Source organism: Bacillus sp. MM2020_4 (assembly GCF_011250555.1).
Lineage (GTDB): Bacteria > Bacillota > Bacilli > Bacillales > Cytobacillaceae > Neobacillus.
Map to the genome: position 1 here is coordinate 15,172 of NZ_JAANMZ010000006.1, position 13,720 is coordinate 28,891.

At 44.7% G+C, this 13,720-nt stretch carries 17 protein-coding genes; all 17 read right to left on the bottom strand.

All coding sequences use genetic code 11. From position 1 onward, the window contains the following. Nucleotides 1–114 precede the first annotated feature (114 nt). Nucleotides 115–429, bottom strand: a complete 315-nt coding sequence (gene nuoK / locus G6554_RS06940; RefSeq protein WP_166240129.1) for an NADH-quinone oxidoreductase subunit NuoK — start codon at nucleotides 427–429, stop codon at nucleotides 115–117. Continuing rightward, nucleotides 426–944, bottom strand: a complete 519-nt coding sequence (locus tag G6554_RS06945; protein ID WP_166240131.1) for an NADH-quinone oxidoreductase subunit J — start codon at nucleotides 942–944, stop codon at nucleotides 426–428. Before G6554_RS06945 ends, nuoK begins: the two co-directional genes overlap by 4 nt. Beyond that, nucleotides 941–1,360: an NADH-quinone oxidoreductase subunit NuoI gene (gene nuoI / locus G6554_RS06950; protein ID WP_007086146.1), complete on the bottom strand. Its 420-nt coding sequence runs from the start codon at nucleotides 1,358–1,360 to the stop codon at nucleotides 941–943. Before nuoI ends, G6554_RS06945 begins: the two co-directional genes overlap by 4 nt. Before the next feature lie 102 nt (nucleotides 1,361–1,462). Then, nucleotides 1,463–2,467, bottom strand: coding sequence for an NADH-quinone oxidoreductase subunit NuoH (gene nuoH / locus G6554_RS06955; protein ID WP_166240133.1), 1,005 nt, complete (start codon nucleotides 2,465–2,467; stop codon nucleotides 1,463–1,465). Further along, the gene (locus G6554_RS06960; protein ID WP_166240136.1) at nucleotides 2,467–3,567 is read right to left on the bottom strand and encodes an NADH-quinone oxidoreductase subunit D; all 1,101 of its coding nucleotides are present in this window, start codon (nucleotides 3,565–3,567) and stop codon (nucleotides 2,467–2,469) included. The genes nuoH and G6554_RS06960 overlap by 1 nt, the downstream gene beginning before the upstream one ends. Nucleotides 3,568–3,570: 3 nt before the next feature. Then, nucleotides 3,571–4,947: an NADH-quinone oxidoreductase subunit C gene (locus G6554_RS06965; RefSeq protein ID WP_166240138.1), complete on the bottom strand. Its 1,377-nt coding sequence runs from the start codon at nucleotides 4,945–4,947 to the stop codon at nucleotides 3,571–3,573. Nucleotides 4,948–4,950: 3 nt separating this feature from the next. Then, nucleotides 4,951–5,463, bottom strand: coding sequence for a NuoB/complex I 20 kDa subunit family protein (locus tag G6554_RS06970; RefSeq protein WP_166240141.1), 513 nt, complete (start codon nucleotides 5,461–5,463; stop codon nucleotides 4,951–4,953). Continuing rightward, entirely contained in the window at nucleotides 5,454–5,828 is a 375-nt protein-coding gene (locus G6554_RS06975) for an NADH-quinone oxidoreductase subunit A (RefSeq protein WP_166240143.1), read from the bottom strand. Before G6554_RS06975 ends, G6554_RS06970 begins: the two co-directional genes overlap by 10 nt. Before the next feature lie 666 nt (nucleotides 5,829–6,494). Beyond that, the gene (locus G6554_RS06980; protein WP_166240145.1) at nucleotides 6,495–6,902 is read right to left on the bottom strand and encodes a F0F1 ATP synthase subunit epsilon; all 408 of its coding nucleotides are present in this window, start codon (nucleotides 6,900–6,902) and stop codon (nucleotides 6,495–6,497) included. 21 nt (nucleotides 6,903–6,923) lie between these two features. Next, entirely contained in the window at nucleotides 6,924–8,345 is a 1,422-nt protein-coding gene (gene atpD, locus G6554_RS06985; RefSeq protein WP_166240346.1) for a F0F1 ATP synthase subunit beta, read from the bottom strand. A 29-nt stretch (nucleotides 8,346–8,374) separates the two neighbouring features. Next, entirely contained in the window at nucleotides 8,375–9,232 is an 858-nt protein-coding gene (gene atpG, locus G6554_RS06990) for an ATP synthase F1 subunit gamma (RefSeq protein WP_166240147.1), read from the bottom strand. A 120-nt stretch (nucleotides 9,233–9,352) separates the two neighbouring features. Beyond that, the gene (gene atpA, locus G6554_RS06995; RefSeq protein ID WP_166240149.1) at nucleotides 9,353–10,861 is read right to left on the bottom strand and encodes a F0F1 ATP synthase subunit alpha; all 1,509 of its coding nucleotides are present in this window, start codon (nucleotides 10,859–10,861) and stop codon (nucleotides 9,353–9,355) included. A gap of 106 nt (nucleotides 10,862–10,967) precedes the next feature. Then, a complete protein-coding gene (locus G6554_RS07000) occupies nucleotides 10,968–11,504 on the bottom strand; it encodes a F0F1 ATP synthase subunit delta (protein WP_166240151.1) in 537 nt (178 codons plus the stop codon). Then, the gene (atpF, locus tag G6554_RS07005) at nucleotides 11,501–12,028 is read right to left on the bottom strand and encodes a F0F1 ATP synthase subunit B (protein WP_166240153.1); all 528 of its coding nucleotides are present in this window, start codon (nucleotides 12,026–12,028) and stop codon (nucleotides 11,501–11,503) included. The genes G6554_RS07000 and atpF overlap by 4 nt, the downstream gene beginning before the upstream one ends. A gap of 161 nt (nucleotides 12,029–12,189) precedes the next feature. After that, entirely contained in the window at nucleotides 12,190–12,402 is a 213-nt protein-coding gene (gene atpE / locus G6554_RS07010; protein WP_007086158.1) for a F0F1 ATP synthase subunit C, read from the bottom strand. A 69-nt stretch (nucleotides 12,403–12,471) separates the two neighbouring features. Further along, the gene (gene atpB, locus G6554_RS07015) at nucleotides 12,472–13,185 is read right to left on the bottom strand and encodes a F0F1 ATP synthase subunit A (RefSeq protein WP_166240155.1); all 714 of its coding nucleotides are present in this window, start codon (nucleotides 13,183–13,185) and stop codon (nucleotides 12,472–12,474) included. A gap of 22 nt (nucleotides 13,186–13,207) precedes the next feature. Beyond that, nucleotides 13,208–13,582: an ATP synthase subunit I gene (locus tag G6554_RS07020; RefSeq protein WP_166240157.1), complete on the bottom strand. Its 375-nt coding sequence runs from the start codon at nucleotides 13,580–13,582 to the stop codon at nucleotides 13,208–13,210. Nucleotides 13,583–13,720: the final 138 nt, after the last annotated feature.

Sequence of the window (13,720 nt, forward strand, 5' to 3'; positions counted from 1 at the left end):
CGGGCGGTGACACGGCGGTGCCTGTCACAACCCGAATTTTGTCGATTATGGTGCCTGTCACCCTTAACCACTCTCACATAGGAGAAATGGTGTCAGGCACCCAAAGTTGTCTGTCTAGTTTTTCATTGTGTCAATTTCGTCGATGTTGACGGTTTTCTTGCTGCGGTAGAGCGATATTAGGATCGCGAGTCCGACAGCGGCTTCGGCTGCTGCCACACAGATGGCAAACAGGGCGAAGATTTGGCCTGTAATGGATGGATTTAATCCATATTTGCTAAAGGTCACCAGGTTAATATTGACGGCATTTAGCATCAATTCAATCGAAATCAACACGATAACCGTATTTTTTTTCGTTAATGCACCGTATAGTCCGATGCAGAATAAGATCAGTGCAAGCGCCAGGAAGGCTGAAGCGGGAATTGAACTCATTCCTTATCCGCCTCCTTCTTCTCGGTTTTTGCCAAAATAATCGCACCAACTAAGGCCGCTAAAAGTAAAACAGATGTTAATTCAAACGGAATAATATATTTCGAGTAAAGTGCTTCCCCAATTTGCATCGTATTGTTTTCATGAAGCTTCGTCGGCACTTGGTCGATATTGAAATTGTAAATCCCAATGTAGACAGCAAAGGCAAAGCCAAGAATCCCTAAAAACAAAAGCAGCTTTCTCCATTTACCCGTTTTTGGCTCACTTTCGTCATCATGCTTTGTTAACATGATACCAAACAGCATGATAATCGTGATGGCACCGGAATAAATCAAGATTTGTACAGCGGCCACGAATTCCGCGGAAAGCAGTACATAGATACCGGCAATGGCGACGAAAGTGAAGATAAGGGCAACGACCATATGAACGACTTTGTTTAGGTTCAATAGAAGCACGCCGCCGATAATCGCAACAAGTGCGAGTCCCATAAAAGCGAGGAATTCGCCTGAAAATGTCATGCTTTATTCACCTGCCGTATGTTTTCGTCGTTTTCATCTAACCATTCCAGGTTTTTAAATAACATGTCGCGGCTGTATTCAGCGAGCTCAAAGTTATTGGTCATGATAATCGCTTCAGTTGGGCAAACCTCCGTACATAAGTCACAAAGGATGCAAATCTCGAAGTTAATATCATATGTGTCGATAATTTTTCCCTTTTTCGTTGGATCCGGATGCTTCTTACCCGTCAATTGAATACAATCCGTCGGGCAGATCTGCGCACATTGATTACAAACAATACACTTCTCCGGATAAAACTTTTGAATCCCGCGGAAGCGGTCTGGCAGCGGAAGCGGCTCGTTTGGATAATCATACGTAACCTTCTCGCGTGATAATTGTTTAAGGGTATATTTCAAGCCTTTAAATACTCCAAGCACGTTTTTCACCCCTTTTACAGTCTAAAAATTGTTATTGGTGTAAGAAACCGTTTCGCGCACTTATACAGTGTAAATGCAGTTATAGGTGTCAGGCACCATCGATTAGAAAAATAATGATTTAAGTAAAGCGGTTAGGAAGATGTTTGCCAAGGCGATTGGCAATAATACTTTCCAACCAAATTCCATGAGTCTGTCGGCACGGAATCGTGGCAATGTGCTGCGAATCCAGAAGTAAACAAAGACAACCATACAAAACTTAAGGGCAAACCAGACTGCGCCCGGGATAAAGCTAAGGAACGCAAATGGCGCCAACCATCCACCAAGGAACACGACCGTAATCAATGTCGACATTCCGAAGACATACACATACTCGGAAAGCATGAAGAACGCCCAGCGGAATCCGGCATACTCAACGAAGTAACCGGCAACAAGTTCATTCTCCGACTCCGGCAAGTCAAATGGCGTCCGGTTTAATTCGGCAATCGATGCGATAAAAAAGACGATAAAGCCAATCGGCTGCAAGAGAATAAACCAACCATGCTTTTGCTGCATTACAATGTCATTTAAATTTAAGCTTCCAGAGAGTAAAATAACGCCAAGGACCGCCATGACCAATGGAATTTCATACGAAATCATCTGTGCCGCAGCCCGCATGCCTCCTAAGAGTGCATACTTATTATTCGATGCCCAGCCGCCCAATACCATCCCAAAGACGGTTAAACCGGAAACGGCAATATAATACAGTAACCCGACATTAATATCGGCAAATTGAAACTTATCGGTAAACGGCAATGTTGCCAGGACCAAAAATGATGGCGCAAACGCAATTACCGGCGCCAGAATAAATAATGGCCTGTCAGCTGCTTTCGGAATGATATCCTCTTTTAGTAACAGCTTCAAAACGTCAGCGACCGTTTGCAGCAACCCAAAGCGTCCACCCAGTTGGTTTGGACCGTGACGCAGCTGCATGTACCCCATTACTTTCCGTTCTGCTAAAATCCCGTAAGTAACGAAGCCTAATACGACTAAAAGCAAGACCGCACCGAGTAAAAAGAAGATCCCGAAATTGGCCCAGCCGGGACTTGAATGGAGCAAATCTTCCATCATTAGCCGTCCACCTCCCCAAGGACAATATCAATTGCCCCTAAAATAGCAATCAGATTTGCAATATTTTCGCCTACTAATAGTTTCGGGAGAATTTGCAGATTATAGAATGATGGTCTTCTAAACTTCAAGCGATACGGCTCTTTTTTTCCATCACTGGCAATATAGCAGCCAATTTCGCCGCGCGGCGATTCGATTCGGACAAAGGCTTCCCCTTTTGGCGCCTTGATGATTTTCGGCACCTTAGCAAGAATCTCACCTTCAGCCGGAAATTGTTCAACGGCCTGCTCAAGTATTCTGAGCGATTGTTCAATCTCGATAAGACGAAGATTATACCGTGCCAAACAGTCGCCATCCTCTAATGTCGGAACATCAAAATCAAAACGGTCGTAAATCGAATACGGCTCATCTTTGCGAAGATCCCATTTCACCCCGGTACAGCGCAAATTCGGGCCGCTGAGGGAATAGTGGATGGCCTCTTCTTTCGTATAGCGGCCAATTCCTTTTACCCTGTCTAAAAAGATTTCATTGCCGCTGACAAGCGAATGATAGCCGACAAGCTGCTCACGCATATAGGGGATAAAGTCTCTCAGCCTGTCAATCCAGCCTTCAGGCGCATCCCACTTCACACCGCCCACACGCATATAGTTGAACGTTAAACGTGCACCGGATAACTCGTTCAGCATATTGATAATCATCTCGCGGTCACGGAAGGCATAGATGAATGGGCTCGTCGCCCCAAGGTCAAGGATGTAGGTGCCCCAAGCAACAAGGTGGCTGGCGATACGCCCAAGCTCCATGGCAATCACACGCAGATATTCCGCACGTTCCGGCACTTGAGTCCCCATCATCGTTTCGACCGCATGACAAATCACATAGTTGTTGGTCATCGCTGACAGATAGTCCATCCGGTCGGTATAAGGAATAATCTGTGTATACTGCAGATTTTCTGCTAATTTTTCCGTTCCGCGGTGTAAGTAACCGATGACAGGCGTAGCTTCCGTAATGATTTCCCCATCAATTTTAATCACAAGCCGGAATACTCCGTGCGTACTAGGATGCTGAGGACCGACGTTAAGTAACATTTCTTCTGTTCTAATCATTGGTTATACCTCCACATCATACTGTTCATAATCTTTACGCAGTGGATGGCCAACCCAATCTTCCCCAAGCAGGATCCGATGTAAATTCGGATGTCCTTTAAACTTAATTCCAAGTAAATCAAATGCTTCACATTCAGGCCAGTTCGCTCCGGCCCAAATTGGCTGCAAGGACTCGATTGTTGGTTCATCGCGGTCAATCTTCACTTTTAACGCCACCGTTTGCCGGTTTTTGTATGAGTACAAGTGAACATAGACTTCCATATGTGTTTCGAAATCCGATCCATGCAGCTCAGATAGATAATCAAACCCAAGCAGCTCATTATATTTTAAAAATTGAGCCACTTTAAAATATGTATCATGCTTTGCCACAAGTGTCGGAACATCTTTGGATAGTTTATTAATATAAGAATCTTCTAAAACATCAGAACCTAAGTTTTCGGCAATCACCTTCACATACTTATCTAAGTACGGCTGATTTGGTGATGGTTTCGCTTCGGCTGCCGGGGTCGCTGCATCGCCAGCTTTTCCACCCGCTGCTGCCTTGGCTTTTGCTGCCGCCGCTGCTTTGGCTTTTGCCTTTGCCGCTGCGATGGCTTTCGCTTTCTCATCATCGCCACCTGCTGCTGACGCGTCTGATCCAGCTCCTGCACCGGCTGCTTTGGCTTTTGCCGCTGCTGCTGCTTTCGCCTTCGCTACCGCTACTGCCTTGGCTTTCGCTGCTGCCGCCGCTTTTGCCTTCGCATCGTCACCTGTTGCAGCATCTTCGACAGTGCCGCCCGCTTGTTCCGTTGCTTTACGTTTCGCCGCCGCCGCTGCTTTTGCCTTTGCTACCGCTGCTGCTTTTTTCTTCGCTAGATCATCGGCATCGTTTGCCGCTGGTGTTTCTGGTTCTACGGCCGGGGCCTCTTCACTCACTGGACCATTGCCTCCAGCCAGTTCCATCGCCTTCCGCTTGGCCGCCGCCGCTGCTTTTGCCTTTGCTACCGCTGCTGCCTTTTTCTTTGCTAGATCATCGGCATCGTTTGCCACTGGTGTTTCCTCTACTGGCGTTGCCGTTTCTACCGGCGGCGTTGATTCTGCCGCCAAGGCAGTCTCATCTGCGGACCCTTCCCGTTTCTTCTTCGCCAGTGCAGCTGCTTTCGCTTTTGCTGCCGCTGCTGCTTTTTTCTTCGCTAAATCAGCATCATCTGCTCCAACTGGGGCTTGCGATGTGGCTGCTGCCGGTGTTTCAGCCTTTTCCGATCCAACCTCTGGTTTCGGTGCTTCCGGTTTCGGCTCTGCAACCCCCGCTTCCTTCGCCTTTCGCTTTGCTAATGCCGCAGCTTTAGCCTTTTCAGCGGCTTCTCTCTTTAATTGATCGAGATCTTTTTCCCCGCTCATTTGTTAAATCACCTTCTTCCCAGTCTTCGCTTCATAACGAATTTTCCCTTTTAATTTATTAATCCCATAAATTAATGCGGCCGGGTTTGGCGGGCATCCAGGAATATATACATCCACAGGTACGATTTGATCGACACCCTTCACAACGGCATATGATTTGACATATGGGCCGCCGGCAGTTGCACAAGATCCCATCGCGATTACCCATTTTGGCTCTGGCATTTGATCATATAAACGGCGTAAGATCGGCGCCATCTTTTTCGTCACTGTTCCAGAAACAATCATACAATCCGATTGCCGTGGAGATGTCCGAAAAATTGTCCCTTGACGGTCAAGGTCATAGTTTGCTCCACCTGTTCCCATCATTTCAATCGCACAACAAGCCAGACCAAATGTCATTGGCCACAAGGAATTACTCCGTGCCCAACCCTTAATTTGCTCCAGCGTCGCGAAAAATACATTTCGTTCTAACTCTTTCATTTCCTGAGGCGATAAGTCTTCTAGTTTTAAGTCCATCGTAGCACCTTCTTTTTCCAAGCATACACTAAGCCGATTAATAGCATCACCACGAAAATTAACATTTCAACAAGCGCAAAAATGCCTAGTTTATCATAAGCGACTGCCCATGGATATAAAAACACCGTTTCTACATCAAAGATAACAAACATTAGGGCAAAAATATAATAGCGGACATTGAACTGTACACGGGAATCGTGAAATGGCTCAATACCGCTCTCATATGTGGTATACTTCGCTTCGCTCGGTTTAAACGGACGCAGAAGTTTCCCCAAATATAACGCCACCACTGGCAGCAGCACCCCGAGACATAGAAACACAAAAACGATCAGGTAATTATTCTGATATACATTTAGAAGATCCATGTCCATCCCCTCCAATGTTGTAAATTTTCATACTTGTGAATATTGTAACCGAATTCATTATAGCATTGTTACAAACCCCTGTCGACAAGCCATTTTAATCTAAATTGGAATTCCAACACCGCGGAAATTCTCTATTTTAAGTCTCTTGAGAGCTCGCTCTCAAAAGAGACTTAAAATGGAGAACTTTTTCAAGCCGCAGCGTCAGCGAAGGCGCTGGAACAGGATTTGTAAAAGCCCAAAATGCTCACGAAATTCGACAACAACCCCTATTTAATAACAAAAGCTAAACCATGTCAGTGAGGTTTGTCATTCATTCAAACCTCTTTTTTGAAAAAATAAAAGGCCTAAATACGGAATCAACCTCTGCCCACTAGTTTCCCCTACCATCATATGCATAATTGTCCATATCATGCCCTTTACAGCGAAACTAGCCCCTTCAGATCACGAAAGACTGACCCATCAAAACAACTGATATGCGTCGTTTCAGTTTCCTTCCAACCTACACTTTCTTATCAACGGCTTGAACACACCTGGCAACGAACACAAAAACCCCTCGGGGCCAGCACAAGAATTGTACGGCCACGAGGGGTCTTATTTTTTGTAATTTGGACTAAGAGAAATGTCCAGCTCCAAGCGCCGATAATCACGCGCTTTCCGCTTTTCTTTTTAAAATCTATGTTCCGATACGGCGAGGCGATTGATGGCGCGGCGCATTGCAAGCTCGGCACGTCTGAAATCGACATGCTCAAGCTTCTGCTCTTTCAAACGCTGCTCTGCACGTTCCTTCGCTCTTTGGGCACGTTCCACATCAATTTCAGATGCTTTCTCTGCCGATTGGGCCAAAATTGTCACTTGATCAGGACGAACTTCTAAAAACCCGCCGCTGACGGCAACAAATTCTGTATTGCCGCCCTTCTTCAGGCGGACAGCACCAATTTCAAGCGGAGCCACCATCGGAATGTGTCCAGGTAAAATTCCCAGCTCACCACTTTGAGCCTTCGTACTAACCATTTCCACATCTGATTCATACACCGGGCCATCGGGAGTAACAACACTGACTTTAATCGTCTTCATTTTTTACCCTCCCCGGCGCCCTTAGGCTTCTACGCCCATGCGTTTTGCGGCCTCGACAACCTCTTCAATACGTCCAACAAGGCGGAACGCATCTTCTGGAAGGTGATCATATTTACCATCAAGGAGTTCTTTGAACCCTTTAACCGTTTCTTTAACAGGTACATAGGAACCTGGCTGGCCAGTAAACTGCTCAGCCACGTGGAAGTTCTGTGACAAGAAGTTTTGGATACGACGCGCACGAAGCACGACTAACTTATCATCATCAGAAAGTTCATCCATACCAAGAATCGCAATGATATCCTGTAATTCACGATATTTTTGTAATGTTGATTGTACTTGACGTGCTACTTCATAGTGCTCTTCGCCAACGATATCAGGTGACAAGGCACGAGAAGTCGAAGCAAGCGGGTCAACCGCTGGGTAGATCCCCATCTCAGAAAGCTTACGCTCAAGGTTTGTTGTCGCATCTAAGTGAGCGAAAGTTGTTGCCGGAGCCGGGTCTGTATAGTCATCGGCTGGTACGTAAATCGCTTGGATAGATGTTACAGAACCTTTATTCGTAGATGTAATCCGCTCTTCTAATTTACCCATTTCAGTAGCAAGTGTCGGCTGGTAACCTACCGCAGAAGGCATACGGCCTAGTAGGGCAGAAACCTCAGAACCTGCTTGTGTGAAACGGAAGATATTATCAATGAACAATAACACGTCTTGGCCTTGCTCATCACGGAAATATTCAGCCATTGTTAAACCAGTCAGTGCAACACGCATACGCGCACCTGGCGGCTCGTTCATTTGTCCGAATACCATCGCCGTTTGCTTGATAACGCCGGAATCCGTCATTTCGTGGTAAAGGTCGTTTCCTTCACGAGTACGCTCACCAACACCCGCGAAAACGGAGATACCGCTGTGCTCTTGGGCGATGTTATTGATTAATTCTTGGATTAAAACTGTTTTACCTACACCGGCACCACCGAAGAGGCCGATTTTTCCACCTTTAATATAAGGGGCAAGAAGGTCAACTACTTTAATACCTGTTTCAAGAATTTCTACCTCAGTGGATAGTTGTTCAAATGTTGGTGCTTCGCGGTGAATGGAATCACGGCGGGCACTTACAGGCACATCATCTTTCAAGTCAATGGCTTCACCTAATACGTTAAATACACGGCCAAGTGTTACGTCACCAACCGGTACCGAAATCGGCGCACCAGTATCTTCTACTTCTATACCGCGGGTTAACCCGTCAGTAGAAGACATTGCGATCGTACGAACTGTATCATCACCTAAATGAAGGGCTACTTCAAGGGTTAAGTTGATCTCAACTTCTGATCCAGTACGCGCTTTAGTTACTATTTTCAATGCGTTATAGATCTCAGGCAGTTGACCGTTATCAAACTTCACGTCAACAACCGGACCCATAATCTGAAGAACGCGTCCTTTGTTCATCATGTTCCCTCCTTACTTACTCTTTGTTCCTATTCTAACGCTGCGGCGCCGCCGACGATTTCTGTGATTTCTTGAGTAATCGCTGCTTGACGTGCGCGGTTGAAGACTAATGTATAGTGATTAATTAATTCTTTTGCGTTATCCGTTGCGTTTCTCATTGCTGTCATCCGGGCAGCATGCTCACTCGCTTTACTGTCGAGCAGTGCTCCGTAAATTAAGCTCTCTGCATATTGCGGCAGGAGAACTTCCAAAATTTCTTCTGCCGATGGCTCAAACTCATAGGAAATGAGCTTATGAGAAGTGGATAAATCCGATAATGGAAGCAGCTTTTTCTCGGTAACTTCCTGTGAAATCGCACTTTGATAATGATTGTAAAAGACATATAATTCATCGAATGTGCCGTCTGCAAACATCCCAACTGTACTGCGGGTAACATCCTGAATGTCCGCAAAGTTTGGCTGCGCCGGAAGTCCGGTCATCTCAAGAGCCACGTTCATGCCCCGTTTCGAAAAATAATCACGAGCCATGCGTCCAAGTGCAATAATAGCAAACTCATCATTCGATTTATGACGACTATTGATTGTTTGATGGACTTTACGAATAACGTTACTGTTGAACGCACCCGCAAGTCCTGAGTCAGATGTCATCACAATATAACCCGTCTTTTTCACTGGACGGGATGTAAGCATTGGATGAATCGCTCCACCTGCGCCGATGGCAATCGATGCCGTTACCTCTTGGATTTTTTCCATGTAGGGTACAAATGCTTTTGCATTCAACACGGCACGGTTCCATTTAGCTGCGGAGGTCATTTCCATTGCTTTTGTGATTTGACTCGTTTTTTTCGTTGAAGTAATACGATTTTTTATCTCGCGTAATGATGCCATAGGTTCTCACCACCCTCATTCAAAGAATGTTCTTTGAGGGCTCTGCCCCCACAACCTATACTCAATAATCATTGAATGTTGGAGGTGGGGTCAGACCCCTTTAGTTAATGTCAGACCCTATTATTCGCTAACTGCAAACGTCTTTTTGAAGTCGTTGATTGCAGAAGCCATATCCTCATCAGAAGGAAGATCCTTCGTTTTTGTAATATGGTCTAACAACTCTTTGCGGTTGTGGTCTAACCAATTATGGAAATCTGATTCAAAACGTCGGATATCCTGTAATGGAATATCATCAAGGAATCCGCGTGTTAATGCGTAAAGGATTACTACTTGCTTTTCAACAGTAAGCGGTTTGTGAAGATCTTGTTTTAACACTTCAACCGTACGGGCACCACGGGCAAGTTTTGCCTGTGTCGCCTTGTCAAGGTCAGAACCGAACTGTGAGAATGCCTCTAATTCACGGTAGGATGCAAGGTCAAGTCTTAGTGTACCAGCAACTTTTTTCATTGCTTTGATTTGCGCCGAACCACCTACACGGGATACGGAAAGACCTGCGTTGATCGCCGGACGTACACCTGAGAAGAAGAGGTCAGATTGTAAGAAAATTTGTCCATCTGTGATGGAGATAACGTTTGTTGGAATATAAGCGGAAACGTCACCCGCCTGTGTTTCAATAAATGGTAATGCTGTAATGGAACCAGCACCAAGCGTATCATTAATTTTACATGCACGTTCTAGCAAACGGCTGTGTAAGTAGAAAACATCCCCTGGATATGCTTCACGACCTGGAGGACGACGAAGTAATAAGGAAAGTTCACGGTATGCGGCCGCTTGTTTTGATAAATCATCATATACAATTAGTACATGTTTGCCATTGTACATAAATTCCTCAGCCATCGAAACGCCCGTATATGGTGCTAAGAATAGCAATGGAGCTGGTTGTGATGCCGAAGCTGTAACAACGATCGTATAGTCTAATGCGCCATATTTACGAAGAGATTCAACTGCAGCACGTACTGTTGATTCCTTCTGACCAATAGCTACATAGATACAGATCATGTCTTGACCTTTTTGGTTCAAAATCGTGTCAATCGCAACAGAGGTTTTACCCGTTTGACGGTCACCGATGATTAACTCACGTTGTCCGCGGCCGATTGGCACCAATGCATCAATCGCTTTAATACCTGTTTGTAATGGTTCATGAACGGATTTACGAGCCATTACCCCAGGTGCAATGGCTTCAACTGGGCGTGTTTTCGTTGTGTTGATTGGTCCCATGCCATCAACTGGCTGTCCCAATGAGTTCACGACGCGTCCGATTAATTCTTCACCAACAGGAACCTCCATGATGCGGCCTGTACGGCGAACCTCATCGCCTTCACGAATTTCAGTGAAAGGTCCAAGGATGATAATACCAACGTTATTTTCTTCAAGGTTTTGTGCCATACCCATAACGCCGTTTGCAAATTCAACAAGTTCACCAGCCATGACATTGTCGAGGCCATGAACACGAGCGATACCGTCACCTACGGAGATAACTGTACCGACATCAGTTACTTGAATTTCTGCCTGATAGTTTTCAATTTGCTTTTTAATCAGGGCACTGATTTCTTCAGCTTTGATGCTCATGAGTTTCACCCCTATTCTACAATACTTTACATTTAATGTTCGCAACAAGCGGCTTCCATAATTGTCCAGCTCCATACGTCGCTAAACGGTCTCTTCCGCTTTTCTTTTAGCTTAACAATTTACGTTCTAAACGATCGAGCTTGCCGCGCAAGCTGCCGTCATATATACGGTTTCCAATACGGAGCTTAACGCCTCCGAGCAAATTGGAATCAACGATATTTTCAATTTTTAGCGACTTCTTACCAATTTTCGCTGCAAATACAGTCGAGATGGCAGCGCGCTCCGCCTCTGTTAAGGCACGTGTGCTCGTAACTTCAGCTTCTGCAATCCCCGTTTCTTCATTTGCCAGCTCTATAAATTCATTCGCCACGTTGACGATTTCGTCTTGGCGGTGACGTTCAATTAAGATCAACAGTGTATTGCGTACATATACATTAAAGGTCCCAAAAGCCTGCGTTAGCATCTCTTTTTTCTTCTCAATGGAAAGCTTTGAAGATTTTAAAACAGCCATTAACTCTGGGTTGTATTGTACAACTTCCTTCACCACACGAAGTTCTTCCTCTATTACTTCAAGAAGCTGTTGTTCTTTCGCAATTTGCAGAAGAGACAGCGCGTAGCGTTTTGCTACCATAGAGCTACTCATCGGCCTTCTCCTGCCTCTTGAATATAGTCATTAATGAGTTTTTCTTGATCCGCTGCACTTAGTTCTTTCTCAATTACTTTAGAGGCAATTAAGACAGAAAGCTGGGCAACTTGTTCGCGAATAGCGGTAACCGCTTTTTCTTTTTGCTGCTCGATTTCAAGCTTGGCTGATTCTTTAATGCGCTCAGCTTCACTGCGTGCCGTCATAATGATTTCCTCGCGCTGCAAGTCACCTTGCTTCTTCGCTGATTCAATCAATCCTTGTGCATCGGTACGAGCCTCTTTTAATAGAGTACGTTGTTCTTCTAATAGTTTTTTCGCTTCTTGACGGCTATTTTCTGCTGCCGTAATTTCATTAGCCACATGTGCTTCACGTTCTTTCATAATGCCCATTAACGGACCCCATGCGAACTTCTTCAGCAAGGCCATCAAGATGATAAACATGATTAATTGGAATATGATATCACCAGTATTAATAAACTGATGTTCAGTTGCTGTGCCTAATACAAGACTGCTTGTTAACACCTCAGGTTCACTCCCTTCAAGAGTCATTCAAAACAGATATATCAATGGTGCCTGACACCCTTTTTACTATTGTTACAGCATAAATAGACATAAACGAATGGCGAAGGTTCTCATGAAATGATCTTCGCCATTTTTTGACCGTCTATTGGTTACTCTTACTATTATTTACCTTGAACCATGAACGCGATAACAACCGCGATGATAGGAATCGCCTCAACTAACGCAACCCCGATGAACATTGTAGTTTGAAGCATACCACGAGCTTCTGGTTGACGAGCGATTCCTTCAACTGTACGAGATACGATAAGACCGTTACCGATACCAGCACCTAGTGCTGCTAAACCGATTGCAATTGCTGCTGCTAAAAGACCCATTTGTAATTTTCCTCCTTGGAATGTATAAAAGTTTTTATTTTTTGTTCAAAAATTTGAACGGTTATTATATTAATGGTCGCTGCTCACTTTGTGAGACAAATAAACCATCGTTAACATAGTGAAGATAAAAGCCTGGATGGCACCGACAAAGACTGAGAAGCCCTGCCATGCGAGCATCGGTACAGCTGCGGCAAGCCAACCAAAGTTTCCTGATTGTGCTAACCCTCCTGCGAGTAATCCTAACAGAATTTCACCCGCATAGATATTCCCGTAAAGACGCAGACCAAGAGTAAGCGTGTTAGCAAACTCTTCAATTACTTTAATTGGGAACATAAACCAAAATGGTTTAAAGAATTCCTTCCCGTAAGTAGACATTCCTCGCATTTTTACACCGTAAAAATGTGATAAACCTACAACTAATACGGCAAGTGTTAATGTGACAGCCGGATCGGCTGTTGGCGATTTCCACCAAAGTTCACCGTTAATGGAGACTGAGAATGGCAATCCTAGCATATTCGCTACAAAAACATACATGATCATGGTAATTCCAAGAACATGGAATCGTCCGCCGTCTTTCCAATCCATTGTGCTATTAATGATATTTTTAACGAAATCCATGACCCATTCCATAAAGTTCTGCACGCCTGTCGGCTTCATTGCGAGCTTTCGGGTGGACAGGACTGCAATTAAAAAGACAACAACAGAGGCAACGGTTATCATCAAAACGTTTCCCATGTTAAAATAGAGCCCCATAAATTTTACCATATGAGCACTGTGTTCCAACAATATTCACCTCGCTTCCGCGCTAGTTATGTATTTGCAAAGATCGTATAAAAAAATCTATCATAATGACAATATAGGATGTCATTAACCCTATAACCACACTAATGAGGTGAAGATGCTCTGGAAACCTCATTGCAACAATCACAGCCAAGGCTGCACTTGCAAACCGTGAAAAAGATCCGAGTGACCGTACCTTTTTCCCTTGTGTCACCGCATTACCAAACTGATTCATCTTGCGGACCATTAACCACAAATTAAAAAGGCTCAAACTTGTCCCAACAACCAATCCCAGAAAGATAGATTGATAAGACGTGAACCCCCAGCCGAGTACATAAATAGATAATAAAGTAAACATCCATTTTCGCTGTCTTGAAAACATTAATTGAAGTTCCGGCATGGTTGGCTAATCTCCTGAAAAGAAATGACGGATCGAAGTGAACATGGAACAAATACCTGCCGTTAACCCCAAGAACAATCCGATTATTAAGAAAATTGGTTCTGTACTCCGTAACGGACTTCAGGTATTTTGAAATAG

Bases quoted from the DNA above. Each gene is read 5' to 3' on its own strand.
- nuoK (WP_166240129.1), bottom strand. From the start codon at position 429: ATGAGTTCAATTCCCGCTTCAGCCTTCCTGGCGCTTGCACTGATCTTA.
- G6554_RS06945 (WP_166240131.1), bottom strand. From the start codon at position 944: ATGACATTTTCAGGCGAATTCCTCGCTTTTATGGGACTCGCACTTGTT.
- nuoH (WP_166240133.1), bottom strand. From the start codon at position 2,467: ATGATGGAAGATTTGCTCCATTCAAGTCCCGGCTGGGCCAATTTCGGG.
- G6554_RS06960 (WP_166240136.1), bottom strand. From the start codon at position 3,567: ATGATTAGAACAGAAGAAATGTTACTTAACGTCGGTCCTCAGCATCCT.
- G6554_RS06965 (WP_166240138.1), bottom strand. From the start codon at position 4,947: ATGAGCGGGGAAAAAGATCTCGATCAATTAAAGAGAGAAGCCGCTGAA.
- G6554_RS06970 (WP_166240141.1), bottom strand. From the start codon at position 5,463: ATGGACTTAAAACTAGAAGACTTATCGCCTCAGGAAATGAAAGAGTTA.
- G6554_RS06975 (WP_166240143.1), bottom strand. From the start codon at position 5,828: ATGGATCTTCTAAATGTATATCAGAATAATTACCTGATCGTTTTTGTG.
- G6554_RS06980 (WP_166240145.1), bottom strand. From the start codon at position 6,902: ATGAAGACGATTAAAGTCAGTGTTGTTACTCCCGATGGCCCGGTGTAT.
- atpD (WP_166240346.1), bottom strand. From the start codon at position 8,345: ATGAACAAAGGACGCGTTCTTCAGATTATGGGTCCGGTTGTTGACGTG.
- atpG (WP_166240147.1), bottom strand. From the start codon at position 9,232: ATGGCATCATTACGCGAGATAAAAAATCGTATTACTTCAACGAAAAAA.
- atpA (WP_166240149.1), bottom strand. From the start codon at position 10,861: ATGAGCATCAAAGCTGAAGAAATCAGTGCCCTGATTAAAAAGCAAATT.
- G6554_RS07000 (WP_166240151.1), bottom strand. From the start codon at position 11,504: ATGAGTAGCTCTATGGTAGCAAAACGCTACGCGCTGTCTCTTCTGCAA.
- atpE (WP_007086158.1), bottom strand. From the start codon at position 12,402: ATGGGTCTTTTAGCAGCAGCAATTGCAATCGGTTTAGCAGCACTAGGT.
- G6554_RS07020 (WP_166240157.1), bottom strand. From the start codon at position 13,582: ATGCCGGAACTTCAATTAATGTTTTCAAGACAGCGAAAATGGATGTTT.